The sequence below is a fragment of the Actinoallomurus vinaceus genome, from assembly GCF_039542055.1.
Taxonomy (GTDB): Bacteria; Actinomycetota; Actinomycetes; order Streptosporangiales; family Streptosporangiaceae; genus Actinoallomurus; species Actinoallomurus vinaceus.
The window spans coordinates 137,629-162,485 of the sequence record NZ_BAABHK010000011.1 but is presented as its reverse complement, the minus strand read 5'-3'; the positions used below and the strand labels follow the sequence as shown (position 1 = coordinate 162,485).

30 protein-coding genes are annotated in these 24,857 nt (G+C 70.6%); 9 read left to right on the top strand and 21 right to left on the bottom strand.

What is annotated here, in order from left to right:
- Nucleotides 1–21 precede the first annotated feature (21 nt).
- Nucleotides 22–648 carry a TetR/AcrR family transcriptional regulator C-terminal domain-containing protein gene (locus ABEA24_RS33585; RefSeq protein WP_345435845.1) on the bottom strand — a complete coding sequence of 209 codons (627 nt, stop codon included), beginning with the start codon at nucleotides 646–648 and terminating at the stop codon, nucleotides 22–24.
- Between the two features lie 92 nt (nucleotides 649–740).
- On the opposite strand from ABEA24_RS33585, the gene ABEA24_RS33580 reads away from it, so the two are divergent.
- Nucleotides 741–1,418 (top strand): hypothetical protein, encoded by a 678-nt coding sequence (locus ABEA24_RS33580; RefSeq protein WP_345435843.1) that lies wholly within the window; start codon nucleotides 741–743, stop codon nucleotides 1,416–1,418.
- A gap of 21 nt (nucleotides 1,419–1,439) precedes the next feature.
- On the opposite strand, the gene ABEA24_RS33575 is transcribed toward ABEA24_RS33580, so the two are convergent.
- From ABEA24_RS33575 to uppS, 4 genes are all read right to left on the bottom strand, one after another.
- Nucleotides 1,440–2,651 (bottom strand): lipase family protein, encoded by a 1,212-nt coding sequence (locus ABEA24_RS33575; RefSeq protein ID WP_345435841.1) that lies wholly within the window; start codon nucleotides 2,649–2,651, stop codon nucleotides 1,440–1,442.
- Nucleotides 2,652–2,820: 169 nt separating this feature from the next.
- On the bottom strand, nucleotides 2,821–3,315 hold the full coding sequence (locus tag ABEA24_RS33570) for a hypothetical protein (protein WP_345435839.1): 495 nt from the start codon (nucleotides 3,313–3,315) through the stop codon (nucleotides 2,821–2,823).
- A gap of 128 nt (nucleotides 3,316–3,443) precedes the next feature.
- On the bottom strand, nucleotides 3,444–4,310 hold the full coding sequence (locus ABEA24_RS33565; protein WP_345435837.1) for a hypothetical protein: 867 nt from the start codon (nucleotides 4,308–4,310) through the stop codon (nucleotides 3,444–3,446).
- 376 nt (nucleotides 4,311–4,686) lie between these two features.
- Nucleotides 4,687–5,457, bottom strand: coding sequence for a polyprenyl diphosphate synthase (gene uppS / locus ABEA24_RS33560; RefSeq protein ID WP_345435835.1), 771 nt, complete (start codon nucleotides 5,455–5,457; stop codon nucleotides 4,687–4,689).
- A 244-nt stretch (nucleotides 5,458–5,701) separates the two neighbouring features.
- Here uppS and ABEA24_RS33555 point away from each other — a divergent pair, with 244 nt between their 5' ends.
- Entirely contained in the window at nucleotides 5,702–6,943 is a 1,242-nt protein-coding gene (locus ABEA24_RS33555) for an alpha/beta hydrolase (RefSeq protein WP_345435833.1), read from the top strand.
- Nucleotides 6,944–7,034: 91 nt separating this feature from the next.
- Here the strand turns inward: ABEA24_RS33555 and ABEA24_RS33550 are convergent, their stop codons facing one another.
- Entirely contained in the window at nucleotides 7,035–7,751 is a 717-nt protein-coding gene (locus tag ABEA24_RS33550; RefSeq protein ID WP_345435831.1) for a hypothetical protein, read from the bottom strand.
- 227 nt (nucleotides 7,752–7,978) lie between these two features.
- On the opposite strand from ABEA24_RS33550, the gene ABEA24_RS33545 reads away from it, so the two are divergent.
- Nucleotides 7,979–8,491 carry an O-acetyl-ADP-ribose deacetylase gene (locus ABEA24_RS33545; protein ID WP_345435829.1) on the top strand — a complete coding sequence of 171 codons (513 nt, stop codon included), beginning with the start codon at nucleotides 7,979–7,981 and terminating at the stop codon, nucleotides 8,489–8,491.
- A 7-nt stretch (nucleotides 8,492–8,498) separates the two neighbouring features.
- Here the strand turns inward: ABEA24_RS33545 and ABEA24_RS33540 are convergent, their stop codons facing one another.
- The 5 genes from ABEA24_RS33540 to ABEA24_RS33520 all read right to left on the bottom strand — a co-directional run bounded on the left by ABEA24_RS33540 (nucleotide 8,499) and on the right by ABEA24_RS33520 (nucleotide 11,657).
- Nucleotides 8,499–9,101, bottom strand: coding sequence for an NADPH-dependent FMN reductase (locus tag ABEA24_RS33540; protein ID WP_345435827.1), 603 nt, complete (start codon nucleotides 9,099–9,101; stop codon nucleotides 8,499–8,501).
- 45 nt (nucleotides 9,102–9,146) lie between these two features.
- Nucleotides 9,147–9,362, bottom strand: a complete 216-nt coding sequence (locus ABEA24_RS33535; RefSeq protein WP_345435825.1) for a hypothetical protein — start codon at nucleotides 9,360–9,362, stop codon at nucleotides 9,147–9,149.
- Complete coding sequence (locus ABEA24_RS33530) at nucleotides 9,310–10,032, bottom strand: hypothetical protein (protein WP_345435823.1); 723 nt, start codon at nucleotides 10,030–10,032, stop codon at nucleotides 9,310–9,312. Before ABEA24_RS33530 ends, ABEA24_RS33535 begins: the two co-directional genes overlap by 53 nt.
- 141 nt (nucleotides 10,033–10,173) lie before the next feature.
- Nucleotides 10,174–11,223, bottom strand: a complete 1,050-nt coding sequence (locus ABEA24_RS33525) for an SPFH domain-containing protein (RefSeq protein ID WP_345435820.1) — start codon at nucleotides 11,221–11,223, stop codon at nucleotides 10,174–10,176.
- A complete protein-coding gene (locus tag ABEA24_RS33520) occupies nucleotides 11,205–11,657 on the bottom strand; it encodes an NfeD family protein (protein ID WP_345435818.1) in 453 nt (150 codons plus the stop codon). Before ABEA24_RS33520 ends, ABEA24_RS33525 begins: the two co-directional genes overlap by 19 nt.
- 292 nt (nucleotides 11,658–11,949) lie before the next feature.
- Here ABEA24_RS33520 and ABEA24_RS33515 point away from each other — a divergent pair, with 292 nt between their 5' ends.
- A complete protein-coding gene (locus ABEA24_RS33515) occupies nucleotides 11,950–12,858 on the top strand; it encodes a Rieske (2Fe-2S) protein (protein WP_345435816.1) in 909 nt (302 codons plus the stop codon).
- Nucleotides 12,859–12,863: 5 nt separating this feature from the next.
- Here the strand turns inward: ABEA24_RS33515 and ABEA24_RS33510 are convergent, their stop codons facing one another.
- On the bottom strand, nucleotides 12,864–13,109 hold the full coding sequence (locus ABEA24_RS33510) for a hypothetical protein (RefSeq protein WP_345435815.1): 246 nt from the start codon (nucleotides 13,107–13,109) through the stop codon (nucleotides 12,864–12,866).
- Nucleotides 13,110–13,262: 153 nt separating this feature from the next.
- On the opposite strand from ABEA24_RS33510, the gene ABEA24_RS33505 reads away from it, so the two are divergent.
- Nucleotides 13,263–13,427, top strand: a complete 165-nt coding sequence (locus ABEA24_RS33505; protein WP_345435813.1) for a hypothetical protein — start codon at nucleotides 13,263–13,265, stop codon at nucleotides 13,425–13,427.
- A gap of 36 nt (nucleotides 13,428–13,463) precedes the next feature.
- Here the strand turns inward: ABEA24_RS33505 and ABEA24_RS33500 are convergent, their stop codons facing one another.
- Nucleotides 13,464–13,892, bottom strand: a complete 429-nt coding sequence (locus ABEA24_RS33500) for a hypothetical protein (protein ID WP_345435811.1) — start codon at nucleotides 13,890–13,892, stop codon at nucleotides 13,464–13,466.
- Nucleotides 13,893–14,674: 782 nt separating this feature from the next.
- On the bottom strand, nucleotides 14,675–15,472 hold the full coding sequence (locus tag ABEA24_RS33495) for an ABC transporter ATP-binding protein (protein ID WP_345435809.1): 798 nt from the start codon (nucleotides 15,470–15,472) through the stop codon (nucleotides 14,675–14,677).
- A 103-nt stretch (nucleotides 15,473–15,575) separates the two neighbouring features.
- Here ABEA24_RS33495 and ABEA24_RS33490 point away from each other — a divergent pair, with 103 nt between their 5' ends.
- A complete protein-coding gene (locus ABEA24_RS33490; RefSeq protein WP_345435807.1) occupies nucleotides 15,576–16,349 on the top strand; it encodes a hypothetical protein in 774 nt (257 codons plus the stop codon).
- A gap of 333 nt (nucleotides 16,350–16,682) precedes the next feature.
- On the opposite strand, the gene ABEA24_RS33485 is transcribed toward ABEA24_RS33490, so the two are convergent.
- The 7 genes from ABEA24_RS33485 to ABEA24_RS33455 all read right to left on the bottom strand — a co-directional run bounded on the left by ABEA24_RS33485 (nucleotide 16,683) and on the right by ABEA24_RS33455 (nucleotide 21,649).
- The gene (locus ABEA24_RS33485) at nucleotides 16,683–17,468 is read right to left on the bottom strand and encodes an RDD family protein (protein ID WP_345435805.1); all 786 of its coding nucleotides are present in this window, start codon (nucleotides 17,466–17,468) and stop codon (nucleotides 16,683–16,685) included.
- A 72-nt stretch (nucleotides 17,469–17,540) separates the two neighbouring features.
- A complete protein-coding gene (locus ABEA24_RS33480) occupies nucleotides 17,541–17,867 on the bottom strand; it encodes a DUF2752 domain-containing protein (RefSeq protein ID WP_345436218.1) in 327 nt (108 codons plus the stop codon).
- A gap of 255 nt (nucleotides 17,868–18,122) precedes the next feature.
- On the bottom strand, nucleotides 18,123–18,872 hold the full coding sequence (locus tag ABEA24_RS33475; RefSeq protein ID WP_345435803.1) for a PP2C family protein-serine/threonine phosphatase: 750 nt from the start codon (nucleotides 18,870–18,872) through the stop codon (nucleotides 18,123–18,125).
- A 115-nt stretch (nucleotides 18,873–18,987) separates the two neighbouring features.
- Nucleotides 18,988–19,614, bottom strand: a complete 627-nt coding sequence (locus tag ABEA24_RS33470) for a response regulator (RefSeq protein WP_345435801.1) — start codon at nucleotides 19,612–19,614, stop codon at nucleotides 18,988–18,990.
- Nucleotides 19,615–19,759: 145 nt separating this feature from the next.
- Nucleotides 19,760–20,866 (bottom strand): GAF domain-containing sensor histidine kinase, encoded by a 1,107-nt coding sequence (locus ABEA24_RS33465; protein ID WP_345435799.1) that lies wholly within the window; start codon nucleotides 20,864–20,866, stop codon nucleotides 19,760–19,762.
- Nucleotides 20,867–20,927: 61 nt separating this feature from the next.
- The gene (locus ABEA24_RS33460) at nucleotides 20,928–21,245 is read right to left on the bottom strand and encodes a hypothetical protein (RefSeq protein ID WP_345435797.1); all 318 of its coding nucleotides are present in this window, start codon (nucleotides 21,243–21,245) and stop codon (nucleotides 20,928–20,930) included.
- 11 nt (nucleotides 21,246–21,256) lie between these two features.
- On the bottom strand, nucleotides 21,257–21,649 hold the full coding sequence (locus tag ABEA24_RS33455) for a DUF2752 domain-containing protein (protein WP_345435795.1): 393 nt from the start codon (nucleotides 21,647–21,649) through the stop codon (nucleotides 21,257–21,259).
- 98 nt (nucleotides 21,650–21,747) lie between these two features.
- On the opposite strand from ABEA24_RS33455, the gene ABEA24_RS33450 reads away from it, so the two are divergent.
- Genes ABEA24_RS33450 through ABEA24_RS33440 form a run of 3 tightly spaced genes read left to right on the top strand, consistent with a single transcriptional unit; the run spans nucleotide 21,748 to nucleotide 24,788 of the window.
- The gene (locus ABEA24_RS33450; protein WP_345435793.1) at nucleotides 21,748–22,401 is read left to right on the top strand and encodes an SDR family NAD(P)-dependent oxidoreductase; all 654 of its coding nucleotides are present in this window, start codon (nucleotides 21,748–21,750) and stop codon (nucleotides 22,399–22,401) included.
- A 52-nt stretch (nucleotides 22,402–22,453) separates the two neighbouring features.
- Nucleotides 22,454–23,788 carry an MFS transporter gene (locus ABEA24_RS33445; RefSeq protein WP_345435791.1) on the top strand — a complete coding sequence of 445 codons (1,335 nt, stop codon included), beginning with the start codon at nucleotides 22,454–22,456 and terminating at the stop codon, nucleotides 23,786–23,788.
- On the top strand, nucleotides 23,781–24,788 hold the full coding sequence (locus tag ABEA24_RS33440) for an S-adenosylmethionine:tRNA ribosyltransferase-isomerase (RefSeq protein WP_345435789.1): 1,008 nt from the start codon (nucleotides 23,781–23,783) through the stop codon (nucleotides 24,786–24,788). Before ABEA24_RS33445 ends, ABEA24_RS33440 begins: the two co-directional genes overlap by 8 nt.
- The last annotated feature ends 69 nt before the right edge of the window (nucleotides 24,789–24,857 follow it).

The window sequence follows — 24,857 nt, the reverse complement described above, 5'->3', positions numbered from 1 at the left end:
TCCACGCCCTCGTCGCCGCGCTCACCTCTTGATGAGGGCCTCGACGGCCGTGCACAGGAGGCGGACGCTGTGCCGGAACTTCTCGTCCTGGCTCAGGCGGGGCGCCTCCTCGAAGACGTGCGGGAAGCGGGTGAGCAGGTCGGCGTAGGTCTCCTGGGTGACGGCCGGGGTCTCGAACGTCGCCTGTTCCTGGAGGACGAACCCGGTGACGTGGCTGAGAAGGGTGTCGGCGGCGACGATGCGATGGTCGATGGGCACGCCGGCCTTCAGGAGGGTCCGCAGGAGGCGTTCCATGATCGACATGGCGCCGGGGCTGAGCATCTTGGGGCTCTCGGCCAGCAGGATGGCCCCGCCGGCGTGTTCGCCGATGACGCGGCGCAGCGCGGTGGCCTGGGCTTCGATCTCGTCCTGCCAGGTGGACTCGGGTGGGAGCGCGGTCAAGGCGGCGGTGCCGGCGTCGTAGGCCTGCCGGCAGACGCGGTCGGCCATCATCGTGAGCAGGTCGTTCTTGTTGCGCACGTGGTAGTACAGGCTGCCCGCGTGCGCGCCGAGTCGTTCCGCCACTTGGCGCATGGACAGTCCGTGGTATCCGACCTCCGCGTACGTGGCCATGCCGGCGTCGACGATCCGCTCCTTGGTGAGCTTCATGCCCCTACCGTACCCCGATTTTCGAACACCGTTTGAATCCTGTGCTAGCGTGTCCTCACTGCTTTCGAACGGTGTTGGAAAGGGCGGCTGCCATGGGCGGACTCCTGTTCTTCGCGACCACGGCCGCGCTGATGATCATGATGATCAACAGCGGGCTCGCGGTCGTTGGACGTGACTCGCTGCGCGGGCGTCCCATCCCGTGGGCCGCCGTCGGCCTGACCGCGCTGGCCCTGGCCGGCGTCGCCCTGCAGCTGTGCTGGTCGGGGGCCATGGCCGCGCTCGACGACGACCCCTCCAAGGCCGGCTGGTGGCGGGTGTTCACCTCCGTCTTCATGCAGAACGGCGGTGTCTCCGGCGCCGCCTGGAACATCGCCACGCTCGCCATCGTCGCCGCGCTCGCCCAGTGGTACTGGGGCGGCCGGCTGACCGTCGCCTTCTTCCTCGCCGGCATCCTCCTTCCGGAGCAGATCGACGCCCTGCTCGGCCTGGGGAGCCGCAGCACCGACCCCCGCAACTTCGCCGGAAGCTCCGGTGCCACCTATTTCCTCGGCGCGACCCTGGCCCTGGCCCTGCTGACCCAGGCCAGGATCAGGAAGCACCAGGCCCTGGCGATCGGCGTCCCGGTGGTCGGGCTGCTGATGTGGTTCCTGCAGGAGAACGGCCACGGCCTGGTCGCCGTGTACGGGTTCGTCCTCGCGATCCTCGTCTGGGCGGTACGCCGCTGGATGCCGCGCTCCGAGCCCGCGCGGAATCCGCGGTCCGCCGCCTGATCCGCGACGACTCCGTGGCGCCTACGCGCAGGTGTCGGGGGGTGTCCTGCCGGCGAAGCGGTCCGCGAGGTAGGACAGCGCGTCGCCGCCTCGGACGACGGCCTCCAGGGCGTGCTCGCCGATGACGTCCCGGACGACCTGCACGGTGGCGCCCTTGGCACACCATGCCCTGGTCAGCGCGTCGGCCTGGGCCACGGGCACGATCTCGTCGGTGTTCGCGTGGTAGTCGTAGACCGGTGCCGCCGGGGCGGCCGCGCCCATGGTGTTCTTCTGGAGCATCGCGGCGACGGACGGCACGGACAGCGGGTCGGGCACGGTCGTGTAGTCCGCGAGCCTCTTGAAGGCGAACCCGGTGATCAGGTCGGTCAGGCACTTACCGCGCGCCTTCTGCAGCGCCTCCTTGCCCTGAGCGTTGGTCAGGTCGTCGATGCCCGCCTCGGGGTACTCCGCGGCCAGGCTCACGGTGGCGGCGGCCTCGAAGCCGGAGAACGCCCCGCCGTCCAGCGACCGCGCCACCGCCGTCGGGTCGGCCGGGGTGCCGCCCATGGCCACGCCGGCGAGCCGTACGTCCGGAGCGTAGGAGGGCTGGAGTTCGGCGGCCCAGCCGGTCGCCTGGGCGCCGCCGGAGTAGCCGTCCAGCGCCCACGGGTTGCTCGCGCCGACGCCGCCCGCGCCGAGGTTCCTCACCGCCCGGATGCCGTCGAGCACGGCGTGCCCGGCCTGCGGGCCGCCCATGAACACCGACTTCGGCCCCTCGAAGTCGGGCATCGCCACCGCCCAGCCCTTGTCGAGGACGGAACCGGCGAACAAGGCGGACGACGCGGCGTACCCATCGCCCGAGGAGATCCCGTACGACGGCGCGCACTGGGTGCCGGTGGAGTCCTCGGCCGCCTGCACCGAGACGACGGGCCGGGAGCCGCCGCCGGTCCAGGCCTTCTTCGGGACGAGCAGGGTCGTGACCGCCAGCTCGGGCCCGTCGTGCGAGTCGTCGGTGCGGAAGGAGATCTGCCGGGCGTCGACCTTGTCGGCCAGGTCACCGGCCTTCGGGGTGATCTTCCGCTCGTCGACGACCTGACCCGGCCGGTAGGACCCGATGTCGGCCGGCGCGCTGTAGAAGGGGTCCTGGTCCGGGGGGACCGAGCCGGCGGGCGGCGGGTCGACCGCCGACGCGGTGCCCGCCACGAGGGTCAGGGCGGCAGCGGCGATCGGCAGGATGAGAGCGGTTCTGGACACCGTCGGTCTCATCGGTCACTCCAGTGTGGGGGCACCGGACCTTCCGGATGCGGGGACCTGGACTATCTCCCTTCCGCCTCCCGAGAAATAGGCGACCGCCCGCAAATCAACGGCGCGCGATCACACCGAAAGTGATAAAGAGTCGCATAAGCCGCATCGAGGTAGGCGTTCATGCGGGTGAGTCGGGCGGCGGCGTGTCCGGCAGTCCGAACGCCGGCCGTACGGGCGCGCCGACGGCCAACGCCGCCTGCCTGATCTGCTCCGCCACCTGGTCGGCGCGGCCCACCCGGCGCAGCCACATGGCGAGGTTCGACTTCTGGACCGCCCAGCCGACGTACGCGGGCCGGCCACCGACGAAGACGACCAGCCCCTCGGAGCTCGGCATGACCGCCTCGATCGTCCGCAGGTCGACCCGCTCGGTCCGGCTCTTGTTGCGGAGCACGAGTTCGGTGGACGTGAGGCTGATCGAGGGCCGGAAGAAGCTCCACCAGAGCCACCCGGCCAAGCCGGGGAGCAACAGCAACGGGGCGACCAACCCCGGGTCACGCCGATCGACCAGCACGCTCGCGAACCCGATCTCCAACACGGCCAGGGCGACGATGACCAGGCCCACGAAGACCCGGATGCCGGTCCCCATCCGCCACGTCGCTAAGGGCGTCTCCACGGACTGATCATGACACCGCGCCGACCGCTCGGCCATACCGAGACGGCCGTTGGAGCCGACATCGCCGAGCCGGGCCGACGATCGATCGTGGGCCCGGCTCTCTTGAGAATTCTCACTCAGTGTCGGCGTCAACCCAGGCTCTCTTCGCCAGAGCTCTGGCTCGTGCCGGTGCTCTGCTCCATGCCGGCCGTCCCCTCAGCCGAGCTCTGCTCCATGCCGGTCGTCCCCTCGACCGAACTCTGCTCCGTGCCGGGCGCCTGCTCGGATGAACTCTGTTCCATGCCCGAGCTCTGGCGCTGGAGTGAACCCTGCTCCGTGCCGGGCGCCTGCTCGAATGAGCTCTGTTCCGTGCCCGAGCTCTGCCGTTGGAGTGAACCCTGCTCCGTGCCGGGCGCCTGCTCAGATGAACTCTGTTCCATGCCCGAGCTCTGGCGCTGGAGTGAACCCTGCTCCGTGCCCCGCTCCCGCGTGGGCGAACTCTGCCCCGCGCCTGCGACATACTGCGGTGAACGCGGCGTCACGACCACCACTGTTGTCGGCTGTTGCGGGTAGAGCCCCGGTGGCACCGTCGTCGGCGAGATATAAGGGTTGATCGCCGGTGAGATATTAGGATTGATCACCGGTGAAATGTTTGGGTTGATCGTCGGCGAGATATTAGGGTTGATCACTGGTGAGATATTCGGGTTGATCACCGGCGAGATGTTTGGGTTGATCGCTGGCGAGATATTAGGGTTGATCGCCGGTGAAATGTTTGGATTGATCGCCGGTGAGATGTAAGGGTTGAACATCGGCGAGACGTAAGGGTTGAACATCGGCGAGACGCTCGGCGGATACAAGGGCACGTTGGTCGGTGTGTACACCGTCGTTGGCGTGTAGACCGTCGTAGGCGTATAAGGCGGCGGGTACTGCTGGGCGAACGCCGGTGACGCGGCGATCAGCGATGCGGCCGACGCGGCGGTCACCACGCCGCAAGCAGCGATTGCCTTTTTCAACATGTCAGGTCACCCTCTTACCTTAACTTAGGTAACTATTACTCCTTCCACCCTTTACCATCTAACTTCAGGGTGGTCATGAGTTCAGTATGTCCAGATAAGCGGCACCATCGACCATAAAAGTGTAATAACAGCGCAAATCGGACCATTCGTTGCGGCAGCGCTATCGAGTGTGATTTCGAGCCGTAGCGGCCATCCGGGCCGGTGCGGAGCCCCCTCAGCGACAGGAGGCGTGCGTTCGCCGTCCGCCACCTGGCGCCCCGCGCTGTGGCGCGGCACGCCGCATCCGGCCGACGCCGCGACGGACAGCGGCTCTTCTGCGGCGGCCCTCGACCGGCCACGCGGTGCGCGATGGCCGGGGAGCCCGGGGAGGGGCGGTTCAGGACCCGTAGCGCCGCTGCCTGCCGGCGAAGCTGCGTAGCGCCCGGAGAAAGTCGATCTCACGGAACGCGGGCCAGTTGGCCTCACAGAAGTACAGCTCCGAGTAGGCGCTCTGCCAGAGCAGGAAGTTCGACATTCGTTGTTCGCCGCTGGTGCGGATGATGAGGTCCGGGTCGGGCTGCCCGGCCGTGTAGAGGTGCCGGGCGATGTCATCCACCCTCAAGGTCGATGCCACGTCGGCCAAGGACTCTCCGGCCTCGCCTCGTTCGTACAGGTGATCACGCAGGGCGTCGATGACCTCCTGCCGGCCTCCGTAACCGACGGCCAGGGTGACGTGCGCGCCGGTCGCGCAGTCGCGGGTGGCCTCGACGGCGTCCTTCAGGGCGCGGGCGGTCGTGTCGGGGAGCGCGTCGAGCATGCCGGCGACGTGGACCTGCCAGCGGGCGTCCCGGCGGCCGAGCCGATCCGCCACCATTCGCTCGATGACCTGCATGAGGAAGGCGACCTCGGCGTCGCCGCGGTTCTGGAGGTTCTCCGTCGAGCACAGGAACACGGTCGCGTGCTTGATCCCCACGGCCTCGCACCAGGACAGGACGTTCTCGGCGTGCTCGGCGCCGTACTTGTGCCCGAGACTCGGGTTCTCCAGGCCCATCTGCCGCGCCCAGCGGCGATTGCCGTCCATGATCAGCCCGACGTGCTCGGGGAGCGGGCCGTTCATGACCTGTCGACGCAGGCGGCGGGCGTAGAGCGCGTGAAGAAGGGTGGGCATCGTCACCTCCATTGGGGGGCCGCCCGGTCGGGCGATCCGGTGTGCCGGGAGAGCAAGGCCATACCGATCGCGGCGTTCAGCCGGTCGTCGGGATGCGGCGGATGTCGAGAAGGGTGACCACGAACGCCGCAGGCAGCACGAGCAGGCCGGCACCCGCGGCGGCGGTGAGCGGATCGAGGCGCCCGCCCGCATGCGGCTACTGTACTACGCGTTACGTACTACGCGACGTGTACTATTCCCCGACATGAGCGAACGGAACCCTGCGACGCGCGAACGCCCGAGATGGCGGGCGGTCGTGACGGTGACACTGGCGATCCTGTCCGCCGTCGTGCTCGCCACCGGGACGTACGTCGGCTATGCCGCGATCCGGCACGACCGGCCGGTCACGCTGCCCACTCCGACCGGTCCGTACGCCGTGGGCCGGGCGACGTTCGACTGGACGGACCGGACGCGCACCGACCCGCTGGCCCCGCGTCCCGGCACCCCGCGCGAGCTGTCGGTCTGGCTCTGGTACCCGGCCGTACCCTCCGGCGGACGGCGCGCGGCGTACCTGCCCGGCGCGTGGAACGGTCTGCACTTCGGGAGCCTGCCCGGGCTGGGCGAGACGGGATTCGGCGCCGTCCGGGTGCACGCGTACGAGGGTGCGCCGCTGGCGGCCGGCCGGTTTCCGATCGTCGTCCTGCTGCCCGGGCTGGGCCTCGCCGCGCCGCAGTACACCGCGCTGGCCGAGGACCTGGCGAGCCACGGATACCTCGTCGCCGGCGTCACCCCGACGTACACCGCGAACCTCACCGTGCTGCACGGCCGCGCCGTGCGCGCGACGGCGGCGGGGAATCCCCCGGCGCTCAACGCCGCCAACCTCCGCACCGGCGCCGCCGCCCAGGCCGGCGACCCGCTCATGGCGATCTGGGCCGCCGACGCGCGCTTCGCCGCGGGACAGGTGGCCGGGCTGGGGCAGCCGTTCGCGGGCCACGTCGACGCGGCGCACCCGGCGTACGTCGGACACTCCTTCGGCGGTGCGGCGTCGCTGGAGGCCTGTCGTCTCGACGCGCACTGCGCGGGCGCCGTGGACCTGGACGGCACCCAGTTCGGGCCGGTCGTACGGACGGGGCTCGGCCGGCCGACGATGATCGTGGGCAGTGCGGGATCCTGCGTGACCGGCGTATGCCGGGCCACCGACGCCGTGAGCCGCGCCGACGCCGCCGCCGCCCGTACGCTGCTGGCCGCCAGCACCGGAGCGGCGTGGTGCTACGAGCTGGCGGGAAGCCACCACTTCAACTTCAGCGACTACGCCTCCTACTACCTGGCCGCGCCTCTCCGCCGCCTTCTCGACCTCGGCCCCATCGACGGCGGCCTGGGGTTGCGGATCACCGGCGTGTACCTGGCCGCGTTCCTCGACCACGCCGTACGGTCACGGCCGGAACCTGTTCTCAGCGGAGCGTCGGCGCCCTATTCACGGATGCGCGCCGTCCACTGCAAAAACTGACGATTCACCACAGACGCGATGCCGGACCACCGACCGAATCGGTGGCCCGGCTCACTTCTACCCGGCGTCGGAGAGCACGCCGGTATCGCGATCAATAACCGCCACCTTCGGCAGAGCCCTCGCTCGTCGTGCCGTTCTCCGAGGGTTGTTCCACCGCAGTCTCCTCGCCGCCGTACCCGTACCCGTCCCCGTCCTGCCGCGGGCTGGTCGCTTCCTCCGAGCCGACGGACGAGACCCGCTCCGATGAGGTCTGGGCGAAGATGACGCCGCCGGTCGGGCGTCCCCTCTGGAGCTCGCTGGACCGCTGCCGACTCGTCGCCTGCTGCATCAGCTTCTCGTTCTCGAGGCTGGTCTGCGCCTCTTGAGACCTCATCTGCTCGGCGAGTCGTTGATTCTCCAGAGCCGTCTGGCGCTCCTGGGACCTCATCTGCTCGATGGCGATGTCGTGCTGGAGGGCGGTCTGGCGCGCCTGGGAGCTCAGCTGCTCCATCGTCTGCTGATGCTGGAGACGCATCTGGACCGCCTGCGAGCTCAGCTGCTCCCCCAGTTTCTGCAGCTCAACGGTGCCCAGCCGCCCAGGGAGGATGACCGGTTGGGTGATCTGCGTCGGGACGGTGACGAGCCCCCCGGGAACGAAGGACGGCGTGTAGGTCGCTATGGCCGGCGTGTACGACACGCCGGGCGTCAGCGCCGTCGGAGTGTAGTTGACGGGCGGATACTGCTGGGCGGACGCGGACGATGTAATGCCCAGCGAACCCGCCGTGGCAGCGGTTACCAGACCGCAGACGGCAATCGCCTTTTTCAGCACGTTAAGTCACCTTCTTACCTTGAGGTGCGCAATTATTGCCCCTTACGCCCTTTTAAGATCACATTTCAGGGCGTCACGTAGCCAGTATCACCCGCCAATCGACCCAAAACCCCAGAAGGTCGTAATATGGCCGCCAACATCGACATTGGTATCGAGCGGAATTTCGATGCCGCGAGTGCCCCGCCCGAGCGGTCGACGGCGGGACCGGCAGGCGATTGGATGGTCGGATGACGTCCATCACGCTGGTTCAGGGAGACATCACCGAGCAGGAGGTCGACGCGATCGTCAACGCCGCGAACTCCTCGCTTCTCGGCGGGGGCGGCGTGGACGGCGCGATCCATCGCCGCGGCGGGCCGGAGATCCTCGCGGCCTGCCGCGAGCTGCGGGCGTCCCAGTACGGCAAGGGCCTGCCGACGGGGCAGGCGGTGGCCACGACAGCGGGCCGGCTGCCCGCTCGCTGGGTGATCCACACGGTCGGGCCGGTGTACTCCCGGTCCGAGGACCGGTCCGAGCTGCTCGCCTCGTGCTACCGGGAATCGCTGCGGGTCGCCGACGAGCTCGGCGCCGCGACGGTCGCCTTCCCCGCCGTGTCCGCCGGGATCTACGGCTGGCCGCTGGACGACGCGGCCCGTGTCGCGGTCGGCACCGTACGGGCGACGCCGAGCCGAGTGGAGGAGGTGCGGTTCGTGCTGTTCACCGCCGATGTCCACGAGGCCTTCGCGCGGGCGCTGGCCGAGTGATCGTCGTTCAGACCGGGTAGGGCCGGGCGGTGCGGGCGTCGCGCAGGGCGCGGGCCCACCAGACGAGCTGGTCGAGCAGGGGCTTGACAGCGGTGTTGCAGGAGGCGGTGGCCTTCGGCCAGCTGCCGTCCGCGGCGAACAGATCCCAGTAGCACGGGAGACTGATCGCCGTCGCGATCGGCACCGCGTGCAGTTCGGTGAAGATCTGCCGCAGCTGGGCCACGGCGAGCAGGCCGCCGGACTCCCGGCCGTACGAGACGAAGGCCACCGGCTTGGCGTGCCACTCCTCGTACAGCCAGTCGATCGCGGTCTTGAGCGGGGCGGGGAAGCTCTGGTTGTACTCCGGCGTCACGACCACGAACGCGTCGGCCGCCGCCAGGAGCGTGCCGAACTCCGCCACCCGCGGCGGTACCGCCTCGTCGTGGTCGCCGAGAGTCGAGGGCAGACGGATCGCGGCCAGGTCGACGAGATCGACCTCAAGGTCTCCGCGTCGGCGGGCCCGGGCGGCGAACCACTCGGCCACCGTGGGACCGAACCGGCCCTTACGGGTGCTCGCGATGATGACCGCCAGCCGCACCATGTCGCCCTCCCACTTTCGTGGCTTCACCATGCGGGAGAGCGCTTACGGTTTCTTTACGGCGGCCTTGGACCGGGCTCAGCGCACCCGCTTGCGGGCGAGCACCCGGTACGCGTTGCCCCGGCCGCTCCGCCGGATGACGGGATAGGCCAGCTGGTCGGCCATCGCGGCGGCGAGCATGACCGGACCTCCGGTGACGAACGCGGCGGTACGGGCCGCGCCCCGCAGCCGGGGATACGGTTCATAGCGCCACGGCTTGCCCGGATCGGGCACCATCCGGTGCACGACGAGCATCGTGATCATGGTCAGGTCGAGCGGCTGGTGCCCCACCCGGGGCTGAGCAGGACGCCGGCGGCGAACGCCCCGAGGCCCAGCAGGTTCTCGCGGTCAGGTACGTGGGAAGGTCGCTCAGCCAGCGGCGGCGCAGAATCGCCCTCCGGTCCGCGGCCGTCGCGTCGACGGGGTCGATCGCCGGCGTCACGGCCAGGTCGGTGGCCACGGACGCGTACCGTTTGAGCCTCTCGGTCAACGCGTCCATCTCGGCGGTGGTCAGGCCCTCGAAGCGGGTGAGGCCGGCGCGCTCCACCACGTCGGCCGCGACCAGCAGGGCGTGGCCGCCGCCTTCGCCGCGGGCCAGCCGCGCGGTCCGGTACGACGCCGGGTCCAGGCGTCGTACCAGTTCCATGGCGCGTAACGCGTCCAGCCCGCGCGGTACCAGGTCGAGGACGGCGAGACCCTCACGGTGGGCGTACGCGACGGCCGCCCGGCGGGTCGGTTCGTCGACGTCGACTCCGGCCGCGGTGATGACGCGGTATTGCCGCGCGGAATCGGGAAGCGTGTCCGGTGCGGGCGGGAGTGGCTGGAGGCGCGCGGCGCGGCTCCGCCGCCACAGCGCGTCCGCGAGGAGACCGGCGGTGACGATCGCCATCACGGCGTTCGGCTGCAGGCGTGGCTGAAGAGACATTCGCACCTCGGCACGGCACTGGAGCGTGGCCGGGCCGGCGCCCGGCCACGCGAACGTAACCGAGGTCCTTGCGTGACGCTTGTCACATAACCCACAAAACCCGCGCCACGTTTTCCCTGGTCACGCGGCGATTCCGGGTGATCACTCTTTGGCGGCGTCCACCCGGCCCGGGGCGAGCTCGAACGGCGGCGTGTGCTCGTGCAGGGCGTTCTGCTCATCAGCCGCGTCGATGGCTCCGGGCCGCGGCTCCGGCACCTCGGCCGCCCGGGACCGCCGGCCCCGCTCCCCCTCCGGAGTCTCGGACTCCTGAGCCGCACCGCCGAACGCCGCGGTGACGGCCCGCAGCGCGGACGTCATCTCGCCCGGGATGACCCAGAAGGTGTTCCCCTCACCGGCGGCGAGCTTCGGCAGCGTCTGGAGGTACTGGTAGGCGAGCAGTTTCGGGTCGGGATCGTTCTCGTGGATCGAGGTGAAGACCTGCGCGATGGCCTTGGCCTCGCCCTCGGCCTTGAGGATCGCGGCCTGCCGCGCGCCTTCCGCCTGCAGGATCGCGCCCTGTTTCTCCCCCTCGGCGGTCAGGATCCGGGACTGGCGGACGCCTTCGGCCTGCAGGATGGTGGCGCGCTTCTCCCGCTCCGCCCGCATCTGCTTCTCCATCGCGTCCTTGATGGACTGCGGCGGCTCGATCGCCTTGATCTCCACCCGCGTCACGCGGATGCCCCACTTGCCGGAGGCGTCGTCCAGCACGCCGCGCAGCGCCGTGTTGATCCGGTCGCGGGACGACAGCGTCGCCTCCAGGTCCAGCGTGCCGATGACGTTCCGCAGCTGCGTCGCGGTCAGCTGCTCGATCGCCTTGATGTAGTCGACGATCTCGTAGTCGGCCGCCCGCGGGTCGGTGACCTGGAAGAACAGCACCGTGTCGATGTGCACGACGACGTTGTCCTCGGTGATGACCGGCTGTCCCTGGAACGCCACCACCTGCTCGCGCAGGTCGATCAGCGGCTTGACCCGGTCGACGAACGGCACGATGACGTTCAGGCCCGGCTGCAGGGTCTTGCGGTAGCGCCCGAAGCGCTCGACGTTCCGCGCGCGGGCCTGGGGAACGATCCAGACGGTCCGCATCACCACGGTCGCCACCATGAGCAGTCCGATGACCAGCGCGATGATGACCGCTAGGGCGAGGTCGGCCATGGGTCCTCCCTGGGATGAACGAGGGCGGTGACGCCTTCGATGGCGAGGACGTCCACGGCCGCCCCCTCAGGAATGACGACTCCGGGGTCGTACGGGCGCGCGCTCCACTCCTCGCCGCCGATGCGCACCCGGCCCGAGTAGCGGGAGACCTCGGTGAGGGCCAGCGCCTCACGGCCGACGAGCGCCGCGGTGCCGCTGCGGAGCAGCGGTGGCTGCCGGATGTGCCGGACGGCGATCGGGCGTACCGCGGCCAGCCCGGCCGCCGAGGTCGCGCCGAACGCGATCACCTGCACCACCAAGGGAAGCCCGGCCGACGCGGTCACGGCGGCGACGAGCGCGCCGACCGCCATCAGGCCGAGCGCGAACGTCAACGTGGTCACCTCGGCGATTCCGAGAACCGCCGCCACGACCAGCCAGACCACCCACGCCGGCATGGGGCACTCCTTCAAGGACGCACGGCCCTGAATCCACGGTAACTCCGCACGCGCCGATTGCCGCCGCCCGAACGGGCGATACTTCGAGGAATCACGTCGTGCCCGCGGAATCTCTCCCGACCAACCTGCTCTTCCCGACCAACCGACCCCGACCAACCGACCCCGACCGACCTCCCGGCCCCGACCGTCCTCCCGGGTGCCGGGGAAAATCGTTACGGGTAGGACCCCGGGTGCCGGGGACGTAAGGACGGCAGACTAGTGTCCGAAAAGCGAAGCCAGCCGAGGAGGTGCGGTGAACCGCCAACGGGTGAGCAGGATCTCCCGGTCGCTGGTGCGGCCCCGGCCCTTGCAGGTCGCCGAAGATCTCGAACACGCCGACGCCCTCGACGGGTCCTCCCGGTTCTTCACCAAGGTCGTACGGCGGTTGCTGCCCCCAGGTCCCGTCAAGGATCTGCTGCACGGAGTCCCGGTGGGCCATCCCGCCCATCCACCGTTGACCGACATTCCGATCGGCTGTTTCATGTCGGCCGCCGTGCTCGACCTGCTCCCGGGGACCGATCGGGCGGCCGAAGTGCTCGTGGCGACCGGCTTGGCGGCCTCCGTGCCGACCGCGCTCACGGGGATCGCGGACTGGTCGTCCCTGCACAGTGAGCAGCAGCGCGTCGGCCTGGTCCACGCGGTCAGCAACATCACCGCGGGCACGTTCTACACCGCCTCGCTCGTCGCCCGCAGGCGCGGCTATTTCGGCACCGGCAAGGCACTCTCCTTCGCCGGCCTGACCGCGCTGGTCGCCGGCGCGTACCTCGGCGGGCACCTGGCGTTCCGGCAGGGAGCCGGGCCGAGCCACGCCGAGTCGATCACGCACCTCGGCCCACTGGGCTGGCACGACCTGTGCACGGTGGAGGAGCTGCCCGACGGCTGGCCGGTCCACCGGAACCTCGGCTACATCAGCCTGTTCGTCCTGCGGGAGGGCGATGACGTCTACGTCCTCGCCGACCGCTGCTCCCACCTCGACGGGCCACTGCACCAGGGCCGCATGATCGAGGTCGACGAGGAGACGTGCGTGGTCTGCCCCTGGCACGGCAGCACCTTCCGGGTCAGCGACGGCACCGTCGTCCACGGCCCCGCCACCGGCCGCCAGCCCGCCTTCGAGACACGGGTCGGCGACAACGGCATGATCCAGGTACGCCCCGCCCGATAGGGCTCCTAGTCCTCGGCTTCGGCCCGCGACTCTCCCCGATCGTTCACCGGGTGCTCGACCAGCGCGAGGATGCGACTCGCCATGAAGCGAGCGGTCCGTACGGGCGTACCGGTACGCGTGACCTCGATGACCTCGACGACACCCCGGCGCGTGACGACCTCGACCCGGCGACCCGCGCGCGTCGCCACGACCTCATAGGTGCGGGTCGCCCCTCCGGCATCGATCACGATCTCAACCCGGTCACCCTTCACACCGCACCCCTTTCGAACGCATATTCGATTAATACCCGCCGATCTACCCCCCAACCGTCAGAACCCCCAACTCCAGCTCGACGCGTTGCGCGAGCACGGCTATGACGCGTTGTTCGAGGAGCAGGCGTCCGGCCGTCGAGCGGATCGGCCGCGGTGGCGGTCGAGCTGCGCGCCGAGCGTCAGGCCGAAGGGATCGTCGCGGCCAAGCGCCGCGAGGCCGAGGGCCGGATGCTGCCCGGCAAGAAACGCACCGGACGCCCCCGGACAGCGGACGGCCCCGCGCCCCAGGGGGTTGGGCGACGCGGAGCCGGTTTCTGATCGCGCTGTACGTGATGAGCTCAGGAGCTCGTCACGTCAGCGGCCGAGGTACTTCCACGCAACGCAGTCGGTGGGAACCCAGCCCTTGATCGTTGGGCTGTTCTTCTTCTGCCGGTAGGTGATGTGGGACCAACCGTTCTTGTAGCCCGATCCCGGCCTGTGCTTGCACTTGTCCGTGTACTTGTACTTTCCGCCCACCTGGAACTTGTCTTCGCAGACCCATCGCCCGTTGGCGAGGAACGTGCCGAGGATGGGGTTGCCCTTCTTCGCCATGGTCGGCTTCTTGCGGATCCCAACGTTGTACCGCGCCTTGAGCTCGTAGCCCGTACCGCAGTGCTTGGTGGCCGACACGGTGGGGGACTGGGGCTGGAGGGCCGGCGTGGCGGCGGACGCGGCGCCGGCCAGGCCGAGACCCGTGACCGTGAACACGGCGGCGGCCGCGCTCGACAGCAGAACCTTCTTCATCGGCGATGTCCTCATCTTTTTGAGCGGACGGCATGTGTGATGACACTCCCCCGCGAGAAACGACGGGCCGGACGGCTTCCATACGGCACACACGCGGTTCCTTCGGCGGGGAGACCAGTTACATGATCACGGTTCGTCTCGTGGGCATGGGCCGGATAGGTCGCGATTGTGATCTTGTTCACTGGAAGCTGGCGGAAAAGTCAACGGATTTGAGGTCCCGCGCCCTGGACGGTGTTCGTAAGAGGCTGTGAGCTGCGAGGAGAACTGCGAACGCGGCAGCGAGATATGGGGCGGCACCGAATACGTCAGCGCCGCGGCCACGGCGAGGAGGATGTCCGCAGGATGCCTTCTCGAGACACTCCGTAAGACGTCCGCGCCCTTGAACTACGTGCATCTCAAACCACACGAAGAGCCAGGGCTGTGGCTACCCGACGCAATCGCATGGGCGTATGGAGCGGAAGGTGATCGGAAGCGCCGCACGCGACCCGTCATCGAAACCGACCACGAACGTCGGCGATGTCTCTTGAAAGCGCGAAACCCGACTGCTGACCGTCCGGACAGGAGTCGGGCTCACTTCTCAGGCTAGTGCCCGAGGCTGCGATCATCATGCATCAGACGCCGAAAGTAATCAAGTGGTCACGCAATCACCTGCCGGTCCGCGGCACTTTGCGTCGGCGGGCACCCACAGCGCGAACGCCTCGGCAATGATCCGCGCGGCACGGGTCCCCTGGTCGTCGAGATCGTGGCCGGCCGGTCGGTGGTGACCGTCACGCGTCCTTCGTTCAGGCGCGCGGGGACACGGCGCGGGCGTGCCAGCGGCCGTCCTGTCGCTCGACCTTCAAGGGCAGGCCGAAGCACTCGGACAGCAGCTCGTCGGTGAACACCTCGTCGACCTTGCCCGTGCCGACCACCGAGCCGCGGCGCAGCAGCAACGCGTGGGTGAACCCCTCGGGCACCTCCTCGACGTGGTGGGTGACGAGGGCCATCGTCGGCGCGAGACGGTCGGTGGCCAGGGCCGTGAGGCGGGCCACGAGGTCCTCGCGGCCGCCGAGGTCGAGGCCGGCGGCCGGTTCGTCCAGGAGGAGCAGCTCGGGGTCGGGCATCAGGGCGCGGGCGATCGACACCCGCTTGCGCTCACCTTCCGACAGGGTGGAGAACCGGCGGCGGATCAGGTGCGCGCAGCCGAGGGCGTCGAGGAGCTCGACGGCGCGGGTGACGTCCGTCGAGTCGTACTCCTCTTTCCATCGGCCGATGATGGCGTACGACGCCGTCAGGACGATGTCGATGACCTTCTCGTCGGACGGGATCTTGTCGGCGATCGCCGCGCTGGACAGGCCGATGCGGGGCCGGAGTTCGAAGACGTCGGTCTTGCCGAGGGTCTCCCCCAGCAGTTCGACACTGCCCTCGGTGGGGAACAGCATGGCGGCCGCGACCTGCAGCAGCGTCGTCTTGCCGGCGCCATTGGGACCGACGATGACCCACCGCTCGTCTTCCGCGACCGTCCAGTCCACGTCGCGCAGCAGCGACGCGCCTTCGCGCCGGACCTCGACGCCCTTGAGTCGGAGTACCTCGCCGGCCATCGCATCCTTCCCCAAGCGCGCGGAGCGGCCGGCGGAGTGCCGCCGGGCGCTGTCGGGTCTCGGAACGAACCTACGGCATTATGAACGGCTTATGGTGGTCGGCATGCGCCTCACTCACCCTTCCACCGGGCTTGTCGCCTGGGGCAACGCCTGGCTGACCGGCCACGTGGGGCTCGACGAGGCCGCCGACGCCGTCGAGCGTCATGGCGGTCCGCACGTGGTCGTCGGCGTACCCGGCGAGGACGGCGAGCTGCCGTTGCGGCGGGGCCTCGGTGCGCTCCGCGTGACGGGACTCACCGCGCTGCGCCTCGCGCTGCCCGCGCCCGGCGACCCGCTCGGGCTGACCGGTCCGCCGGACTTCAACACGGCGGCCATCGACGCCGGAGAGGCCGTGCTCGCCGCGGTCGGCGAGCGGTCGCTCGGGCTGATCCCGGCGGAGGACCGGCGGGGTTCGTCGTACGTCGGTACGCGCTGGGAGATACACGACACGCGCCAGGGCACCCCGGACACGCCGTCGCTGCCGGAGGCCGATCATCAGCTGACGATGGTCGTCCGCGAGGCCACCGAGGCGCTGCTGTCCGTGGACGGCGGCCAGGAGTGGCGACCGGAGATCGCCGAGGCGCTCAGCGCGCTGCGCGAGTCTCACCGCCACGAGCAGGTCGGCGGCCTCGCACCGGGGTACGCCGCACGCGCGCACCGGGTCGCGGCGCTCGCGAGTCGACTGGCGGTGGTGGTGGACCTGGCACGTTCCACCGAGAACGTGGGGCTGTCCGCCGCGCACGTCCAGCGCCGCGCCGAGGCGCTGCGCACGCTCGACCGCGCGGTGCGGCGGGCCCGGGTCGCCGCCTGCAACAGCGTCCTGGACCCCGTCCGCTGACTCCGCGCCCGCCAAGTCGGCCGACGCCGAGCGACGCGGCGGCACGCGTGGGCGTTTGGAACGACGCCCCGAACCCGATCTGCCGACTCCACGCCCGCCCAGTCGGCCGACCCCGAGCGGTAGGGCGGCACGCGCACGCCGCGAAGCGACTCGGCGTGCCGGCGCGCGTGCGCGCCTGGCCTGATCCGCCGGCGCCGCGCGCGCCGTCGGCCGACGCCCAGCGGTACGGCGTACGAGGTGTGGGACGGCGCCCTGGACTCCGTCCGCTGGTACGCGAAACGCCCCGGCGATCGCTTTCGCGGTCGCCGAGGCGTCTGTCGTGTGGCCTCGGTGTCAGGCCTGGACGACGATGGTGGTGCAGACCTTGTCGGCGAACGTCTGGCCCTTGTCGTCCCACAGCGGCCAGAGGAAGCCGATGTAGCAGGCGAGGCCGTCGAGGAAGTGCGCGAGCCTGCGCACGAAGGCCATGCCGAAGCCGATGGGCTGACCCGTGGTCTCGCTGATGAGCTTGATTCCGACGACCTTCTTGCCGGGCGTCTGACCGGTCGTGCCCTCCTGGTAGCACAGCCACAGGCCGAGGCCGAAGCCGATCAGCAGTCCCAGGAAGATGAGCGCGGCGCCGCCGCCCCCGCCGATCGCCCCGCCGATGCCGTAGAAGATGCCGTAGGGGACGCCGACGATCAGGCCGTCGACGATGTACCCGCCGACGCGCGAGAACCAGCTGGCGTACTGGCCCTGGTTGTAGCCGGTGCCGTAGCCCTGCTGCGGGTACTGCTGGCCGTACGCGGCGGGCTGCTGGCCGTACCCCTGCTGCTGCTGCCCGTACCCGGGCTGCTGCTGGCCGTACCCAGGCTGCTGCTGCTGCCCGTAGTCCTGGCCGTATCCGGGCTGCTGCTGGCCATAGCCAGGCTGCTGCTGCCCATAGCCCGGCTGCTGCTGCCCGTACCCAGGCTGCTGCTGGCCATAGCCCGGCTGCTGCTGGCCGTACCCGGGCTGCTGCTGCTGCCCGTATCCAGGCTGCTGCTGGCCATAGCCCGGCTGCTGCTGCCCATATCCGGGCTGCTGACCGTAGCCAGGCTGCTGCTGACCCTGGCCGTACGGGTCGTAGGGGGTGCTCACGCTGTTACTCCTTCATCGAATGACGCCCGTCTGCCAAGCCGGGCCCGCGATCGCCGTGACGAGATATGAAATTCACCACTGCAGGAGCCCGAACCGGGCAAGCTGCCAAAGCCAGGACAGGGTCACCACGACGCCGAGCATCCATGCGCGGGTACGCGGTGAGAACGCCCACCATCGGCGCCCGAGCCCCAGCGGCGCCGTTGCCGCACTGATCGCCCCCGCGAGTGCGAAGGGGTTCGCGAGGGCGGCCCTGACCGGATGGGCGGCCCCCAGCTCCATGAAAACGGTCGTACCGCCACACAGAGGACAGGGGACTCCGGCAAGAGCCCGAAGCGGACACAGTATGCCGGGATCGTGGGCACGATGCACAAACGCCGCGATCACCGCCGCGACGGCCATGCCGCCCGTGCGGATCACCACGCCCCGTACACCGTCGCCTGCGGCGGAGGTGAGACGGTCGACCATCCGCGCCGGCGCGGTCGGCGCACCAGGGGCGACCCTAGTCCCCCGTGCGACGTCCAAAGTCGCCCCTCCAACCCGGTGCCGTTGTACGCCCTGTGGACCCTATATCGCAGTAAGGCGGGCAACGGTCAAGTCGCCGAACCCTCAGAGCTCAGAACGTGACCGCACAGAGACATTGGCAACGGGTCGGCGTCAGCGCCGGGCGGCGCCCACGACGACCGGGGGCCGCGCCTCCACGCCCTCCGCGATGACGTCCACCACGATGACAGTGATGTTGTCCGGTCCGCCACCCTGATTGGCCAGATCGATGAGCGTTTGAACGGCGGCGTCCGGCTCCTGCTGGGTCGTCAGGACCTGATGCAGCGTCTCGGCGTCGACCGGACCGGTCAGCCCGTCGGAACACAGCAGGTAGCGGTCGCCCGGCAGGGCCTCGCGCAGCGACAGGTCCGGCTTGCGGTCCGGTTTGCCGTCGAGGACCCGGACGAGGCGGTTCGCCAGGTGCGGCGCTGCCCCGTCCTCGCCGGTGAGCATCTTCTCCAGCGTGTGGTCCTCGGTGATCTGGTAGAGGATGCTCTCGCGCAGCATGTACGCACGGGAGTCCCCGATGTGCGCGAGGGCCAGGTGCGTGCCCGACCAGAGCATGGCCGTACAGGTCGTGCCCATCGACTGCAGGGCCGGTTCCTGTTCGACGCGCTGGGCGATCGCCTGGTTGGCGGACAGGACGGCTCGTTCGAGGGTCTCCACCAGGGCGTCCTGGGAGACCTCGGCGTCGATCGGCGCGAGGGTCTGGACGGTGAGGGAGCTTGCGATCTCCCCACCGACGTGACCCCCCATACCGTCGGCGACTGCGAGCAGCCATGGGCCCGCATACGCCGAATCCTCGTTGTTCTCGCGGTTACGACCGACATCCGATCCCGCGGCGTAGCGCATGGCGACTCTCATGTGAATTCCGATGACGTCCTCGGCGATGCGGTTCACTCAGCCGACTACTGAGGTTCATCAAGATATTCGACCGGCGCGTCTTACGCCTCCTCGATCTCACGCGAATACTCGCGAGTCACCGATCGGCGAGGCCGTGGCGCACAGCGTACAGGGCCGCCTGGGTGCGATCCTGCAGGCCGAGCTTCAGGAGGATGTTCGACACGTGGGTCTTGACGGTTTTCTCCGAGACGACGAGCGCGCGGGCGATCTCGCGGTTCGACCGGCCCTGGGCGATGTGGACGAGGACCTCGCGTTCGCGTTCGGTCAGCGCTCCGCCGCCCGGGTCGGCCGGCGCGGGCGTGAGCATCGCCTCCGTCGCCTCCGGCGCGAACAGCATGTGCCCGTCGTGGACGGCGCGGATCGCCTGTACGAGGGCCTGCGGGTCGACGTCCTTGTAGAGATATCCGGACGCGCCGGCGCGGACGACCGGCAGGACCTGCTCCCGCTCGCCCACGCTCGTCAGGATGAGGACGCGGGCGTCGACGCCGCGCCCGCGAAGCTCCCGTAGCGCGGTCAGGCCGTCGACGCCGGGCATCTTCAGGTCGAGGAGGATCACGTCGGGCCGCAGCGCCTCGGCGCGGGAGACGGCCTCCGCGCCGTCGGCCGCCTCGCCCACGACCTCGACGTCCTCCTGCACGCCGAGGAACGTCCGCAGGCCCTGGCGGACCACCGGATGGTCGTCGGCGATCAGCACTCGGATCACGCGGGCACCCCCAAACGTACGGCCGGACGGCCCATCTCGATCACGCGGGCGCCCGCAGACGTATGGCCGGATGGGCCACCGGCGATCGGCAACGCGCGCGTCTCCCGGCGTACGGCCGGGCGCCCACCGGCGATCAGCGTCCCGATCACGCGGGTACCTCCAGGCGTACGACGGTGCCGGCGGCGGTGGAATCGATGGTCAGGGAGCCGCCCACCGCCTCGGCGCGGTCGCGCATGGAGGCGAGCCCGAGACCGTCGCGGGAGCCGGCCCCGACGTCGAATCCGGCGCCGTCGTCGCGAACCTCCAGCACCCCGGGGGTGAGCCGCACCGTCACCTCCGAAGGATCGCCATGGCGGAGCGCGTTGTACACCGCCTCCTGGGCGACGCGGTAGACGACCGCCTCGACGTCGGTCGGCAGCGCGACGTCGTCGCCCTCGAACCGTACGCGCGGCCGCCGTCCGCGCCCGGCCCCCCAGGCGCGGTCCAGGACGCGAACGTGCTTGCGCAGCGACTCGGCGAGCCCGTCACCCGCCAGCTCCGCCGGACGGAGCTCGAAGATGACCTCGCGCAGCTCGGCCAGGGCCTCCTTGGCGAGGGTCTGGACGCGTTCGAGCTCGGCGCGGGGGTCCGGCGCGGACAGCGCGGCGGCGGCCGTCAGGCGGAGCGAGAAGAGCTTCTGCGCCACCGCGTCGTGCAGCTCCCGCGCGAGCCGGGTGCGTTCCTCGATCACCGTCAGCTCGCGGTTGCGCTCGTACAGCCGGGCGTTCGTCATCGCGATCGCCGCGTGCGCCGCGAACAGCGTGAGGAGCTCCTCGTCGGCGGCGGTGAACCCGCCGGGCGTGCGCCGGTTGGCGAGGAAGATGATGCCGAGGGTCTCGGTGCCGTCCTTGATCGGGACACCGAGGAAGTCCTTGAGGACCGGATGCGCTGTCGGCCAGCCCTCGAACGCCGGATCCCGGCGCACGTCCGCCAGCCGCTGCACCCGGTCGTCGCGGAGCATCAGGGCGAGCAGCCCGTGCTGCCGGGGCAACGGGCCGATCCGCTTCCACTGCTCGTCCGAGACGCCTTCCACGACGAACTCGGCGAACGACCCCTCGTCGTCGGGCACGCCGAGGGCGGCGTACCGGGCGTCGAGGAGTTGCGCGGCGGCCCGGACGATCACCTGCAGGACCTCGTGCACGGACAGGTGCCGCGTGACCGCGAGCACCGCCGTGCTGACGGCGTGCAGTGTGGCGTCCCGATCCGTTTCCACGGCTCCGACCGTACCGCCGCCGGGTCCCCGCTCATCCGGTCGGGAAACCCGGCGGCGTCGGTCAGCCGCCGTTCTGCAGCCGGACGACGGTGCCGATGACTCCCAGGATCAGGAAGACGATGCCGCCGATCCAGGCCACCCTGGCGATGGTGTCCGGCCGTCCCTGGGCGCGGAACTGGTTCTGGGCCACGAGCCCGAGCGCGATCGCGGCCGGCGAGCAGCAGAACCAGCAGATGATGCCGATGATCGACAGCACCTGAGGAGTGCTGGACTGCGGCTGCGGGGCGGGTTGTCCGTATCCGCCGCCGTAGCCGGGGGGCGGTCCCTGGGGCGGGTAGCCGCCGTAACCCGGGGGCTGGTCCTGAGGCGGGTATCCCACGGTTCCTCCTGTCAGATGATGCCGAAGCGGGCGAGCTGCCAGCCTTCCGAAATGATCAGGATCGTGACGATAACGACAACGGGCGCTATTTGTCGCGTTCTATGCGACATTTCACGCCAGCGAGTCATCAACCGGGAACGCCGGGTGACCGGCACGAGAACGAACGCCGCACACGTGGCGACCGCCAGCGGCGACGCGCCGAGGGCTCCCACGACGTCGGCGTGGCCGAGGTGGACCGCGGCCGTGGTGAACCCGCACAGCGGGCAGGGAACACCCGTCGCCTGGCGTAGCAGGCACAGCGTCGGCGGGCGCGGAATCCGCAGCATGGCGAGTCCGACGACCCCCGTCAGCAGCAGCACCACCCGTGTGGGCACGCCCCACGGCCGCCGGATCGCGTACTTCATACGTTGAGTGTGCCCGAGAGACCTACGACCATCCGCCCTGCCGGCCCCGGTCCCGCGACCGATGTCGGCCGTACGGCCCTCTACCTACCGTCGAGGGCATGAAGGCACTGATCACCGGAGCGTCCCGCGGACTCGGCCTGGCGCTGGCCCGCTCGCTCGCCCAGGACGGCTGGACTTTGATCCTCGACGCGCGGGGCGCACCCGACCTGGAGAAGATCGCCGCCGACCTGAACGCCACCGCCGTCGTCGGCGACATCGCCGACCCGGCCCACCGGGAGGCGCTCGTCCGCGCGTCCGGCGGGCTCGACCTCCTCGTCAACAACGCGAGCACCCTCGGCGCCACGCCGCTGCCCCGGCTGGCCGGGTACCCGCTGCCCGAGTTGGAGCGGGCGTTCGCCGTCAACGTGCTCGGCCCGCTCGGCCTCATCCAGAGACTGCTGCCGACCCTCCGCGAACGCCGCGGCGCGATCGTCAACGTCACCTCGGACGCCGCCCGTGAGCCGTACGAGGGGTGGGGCGGGTACGGCGCGACCAAGGCCGCCCTCGACCAGCTCTCCAACGTGCTGGCCGCCGAGGAGACCGACGTCGCCGTCTGGTCGGTCGACCCGGGCGAGATGCGCACGCGGATGCTGGCCGACGCCGGAGAGGACGCGGACGCCGCGCCCCTGCCGGAGGACGTGGCCGTCCCCGCCCTGCGCCGCCTGATCGCCGGGCGGCCCGCGAGCGGCCGTTACGCGGTGGGCGACCTGTGAGCGGACCAATGGGCACGGCGGCTTCGCTCACAGTGCCGACGAAGGAGGCGCTGTGAGCGCCCCTGTGGAGACGGTCGACCCGGCGGCGGGGGCGGTCCGGCGCCCCCGCCTGCTGGCCGGCCCGTACCGCACGGCCACGGTCGGGATCCTGCTCGTCGTCACGCTGCTGGCGTTCGAGCAGATGGCGGTCGGCACGGTGATGCCGGTCGCGGCGCGCGAGCTGCACGGCCTGTCGATGTACGCCTGGGGCTTCAGCGCGGTGTTCATCAGCGGCCTGGTCGCCAACGTCCTCGCGGGCGGCTGGGCGGACGCTCGGGGGCCCGCCCACCCGCTGTTCACCGGGCTGGCGGTGTTCGTGGCCGGGCTCGTCATCGCGGGCGCCGCCCCCGGGATGGCCTGGTTCGTCGCGGGGCGCGCCGTCCAGGGCTTCGGCTCGGGCCTGGCGGTCGTCCCGCTGTACGTCATCGTGGCGCACGTCTACCCGGAGGAGTCCCGGCCGAAGGTGTTCGCGGCGATGTCGGCCGCGTGGGTCGTGCCGTCACTGGTCGGTCCGTCCGTCGGCGGGCTCGTCGCCGAGCACGTGGGCTGGCGCTGGGTCTTCCTCGGGCTGGTCCCCCTCGTGCTCCCCGCGGCGGTCATGCTGACACCGGTCCTGCGCGGCTCACGGACGCACGGCGCGCTCCCCCGGGGCCGTACGCTCGCCGCCGGCGCGCTGGCCGCCGGCGCCGCCCTCCTGCTCTGGGGCATCGACCACCGCTCGCCGCTCGCGCTGCCGGGCCTGGCCGGGCTCGTGTACGGGCTGCGGGTCCTGCTGCCGCGCGGCACGCTGCGCCTCGGCCGAGGACTGCCGACCGCGATCGCCATGCGCGGGCTCATGATGGGCACGATGGCCGGGACGGAGGCGTTCATCCCGCTCGCCCTGGTCACGCGGCACGGCTTCACCCCGACGGCCGCCGGGGTCGTGCTCACCTCCGGGGCCCTCGGCTGGAGCGCGGGCTCCTGGTGGCAGGGCAGGTTCACGGACGCCTCGCGGGCGCGGTTCGCGGTGCTGGGCGCCGCCCTGCTCGCCACCGGCGTCGCCGGGATCACGCTGGCCCTGTACATCTCCGGCTGGGCGGCCGTCCCCGCCTGGATCGTCGCCGGGGTCGGGATGGGCATGGCCTTCCCCACCCTCAGCGTCCAGGTGCTGAGCCTCTCCGCACCGTCCGAGCAGGGCACCAACTCCTCGGCCCTGCAGGTCAGCGACACCCTCGGCTCGTCGCTCGCCGTCGGCGTGGCCGGGGCCCTCGTCAACGCCGCGGGCCTGGGAGCCGGGCTCGCCTGGACCCTCGCCATCGGCCTCGTGGCGGCCGCGGCCGCCCATCGTGTGGAGGTCTCCCGTGCTTGACTTCGCCCTTCCCCCGACCCTCGAGGCGCACGAACCCCCGCCTCGCCGCGACGCCGTCCGCCTCCTCGCGGCCACCCGGGACGGCGTGACCCACCACGCCTTCACCGACCTGCCCGACCTGCTCCGGCCCGGGGACCTGCTCGTCGTGAACACCTCGGCCACCCTGCCCGCCGCCGTACGGCTCGACCGCATCGCCGTGCACTTCTCCGGGCCGATGCCCGCCGAGCCGGACTCCTGGCTCGTCGAACTGCGGCTGCGCACCGGTCGGGCGACCGAGCCGTACGCCGGCGGATGCCGGGGCGAGTGGTTCCCCCTGCCCGGCGGCGCGACGCTGACCCTCCTGGAGCGCTACACGCCCCGGCTGTGGCGGGCGCGGCTCGACACCGACGTCGAGCCGTACCTTCGGCGGTACGGCGTGCCGATCCGCTACGGCTACGTCGACCACGACCATCCGACCGCGGCCTACCAGACCGTCTTCGCCGACGCGCTCGCCGCGGAGGGCCGCCCTGGCAGCGCCGAGATGCCCAGCGCGGCGCGTCCCTTCACCCCGGAGCTGGTGACCCGCCTGGTGTCCCGGGGAGTCCTGATCGCGCCGCTGACCCTGCACACCGGCGTGGCGTCCCCGGAGAAGGACGAACCGCCGTACCCGGAGCGGTACGACATCCCGGCCTCGACGGCGGCGCTCGTCAATCACGTCCGCTGGGAAGGCGGCAAGGTGATCGCCGTCGGCACGACCGTCGTGCGGGCGCTGGAGACCGCCGTCGCCGGTGACGGGTTCGTCCGGGCGTCCCGTGGCTGGACCTCGCACGTGGTCAGCCCGGAGGGGGGCGTACGGGTGGTGGACGGCCTGCTCACCGGCCTGCACGAGCCGCGCTCCTCCCACCTGCGGATGCTGACCGCGATCGCCGGCGAGGGCCTGCTCGAGCGCGTCTACGCCGAGGCCCTGGCGGGCGGCTACCGCTGGCACGAGTTCGGCGACCTGAACCTGCTGCTTCCATGACGAATGATCTTCGTTCCGGCATATGATCCGGTTCTCTCCCGACCAACCGGCTTCTCCCGACCAACCGGC

Bases quoted from the DNA above. Each gene is read 5' to 3' on its own strand.
- ABEA24_RS33495 (WP_345435809.1), bottom strand. From the start codon at position 15,472: ATGGCCGGCGAGGTACTCCGACTCAAGGGCGTCGAGGTCCGGCGCGAA.
- ABEA24_RS33520 (WP_345435818.1), bottom strand. From the start codon at position 11,657: ATGCCGGCGTGGGTGGTCTGGCTGGTCGTGGCGGCGGTTCTCGGAATC.
- ABEA24_RS33530 (WP_345435823.1), bottom strand. From the start codon at position 10,032: ATGTCTCTTCAGCCACGCCTGCAGCCGAACGCCGTGATGGCGATCGTC.
- ABEA24_RS33455 (WP_345435795.1), bottom strand. From the start codon at position 21,649: ATGAAGTACGCGATCCGGCGGCCGTGGGGCGTGCCCACACGGGTGGTG.
- ABEA24_RS33545 (WP_345435829.1), top strand. From the start codon at position 7,979: ATGACGTCCATCACGCTGGTTCAGGGAGACATCACCGAGCAGGAGGTC.
- ABEA24_RS33535 (WP_345435825.1), bottom strand. From the start codon at position 9,362: ATGCTCGTCGTGCACCGGATGGTGCCCGATCCGGGCAAGCCGTGGCGC.
- ABEA24_RS33540 (WP_345435827.1), bottom strand. From the start codon at position 9,101: ATGGTGAAGCCACGAAAGTGGGAGGGCGACATGGTGCGGCTGGCGGTC.
- ABEA24_RS33450 (WP_345435793.1), top strand. From the start codon at position 21,748: ATGAAGGCACTGATCACCGGAGCGTCCCGCGGACTCGGCCTGGCGCTG.
- uppS (WP_345435835.1), bottom strand. From the start codon at position 5,457: ATGCCCACCCTTCTTCACGCGCTCTACGCCCGCCGCCTGCGTCGACAG.
- ABEA24_RS33555 (WP_345435833.1), top strand. From the start codon at position 5,702: ATGAGCGAACGGAACCCTGCGACGCGCGAACGCCCGAGATGGCGGGCG.
- ABEA24_RS33500 (WP_345435811.1), bottom strand. From the start codon at position 13,892: ATGAAGAAGGTTCTGCTGTCGAGCGCGGCCGCCGCCGTGTTCACGGTC.
- ABEA24_RS33475 (WP_345435803.1), bottom strand. From the start codon at position 18,872: ATGAGAGTCGCCATGCGCTACGCCGCGGGATCGGATGTCGGTCGTAAC.
- ABEA24_RS33490 (WP_345435807.1), top strand. From the start codon at position 15,576: ATGCGCCTCACTCACCCTTCCACCGGGCTTGTCGCCTGGGGCAACGCC.
- ABEA24_RS33565 (WP_345435837.1), bottom strand. From the start codon at position 4,310: ATGTTGAAAAAGGCAATCGCTGCTTGCGGCGTGGTGACCGCCGCGTCG.
- ABEA24_RS33585 (WP_345435845.1), bottom strand. From the start codon at position 648: ATGAAGCTCACCAAGGAGCGGATCGTCGACGCCGGCATGGCCACGTAC.
- ABEA24_RS33580 (WP_345435843.1), top strand. From the start codon at position 741: ATGGGCGGACTCCTGTTCTTCGCGACCACGGCCGCGCTGATGATCATG.
- ABEA24_RS33480 (WP_345436218.1), bottom strand. From the start codon at position 17,867: ATGGCCGTCGCGGCGGTGATCGCGGCGTTTGTGCATCGTGCCCACGAT.
- ABEA24_RS33525 (WP_345435820.1), bottom strand. From the start codon at position 11,223: ATGGCCGACCTCGCCCTAGCGGTCATCATCGCGCTGGTCATCGGACTG.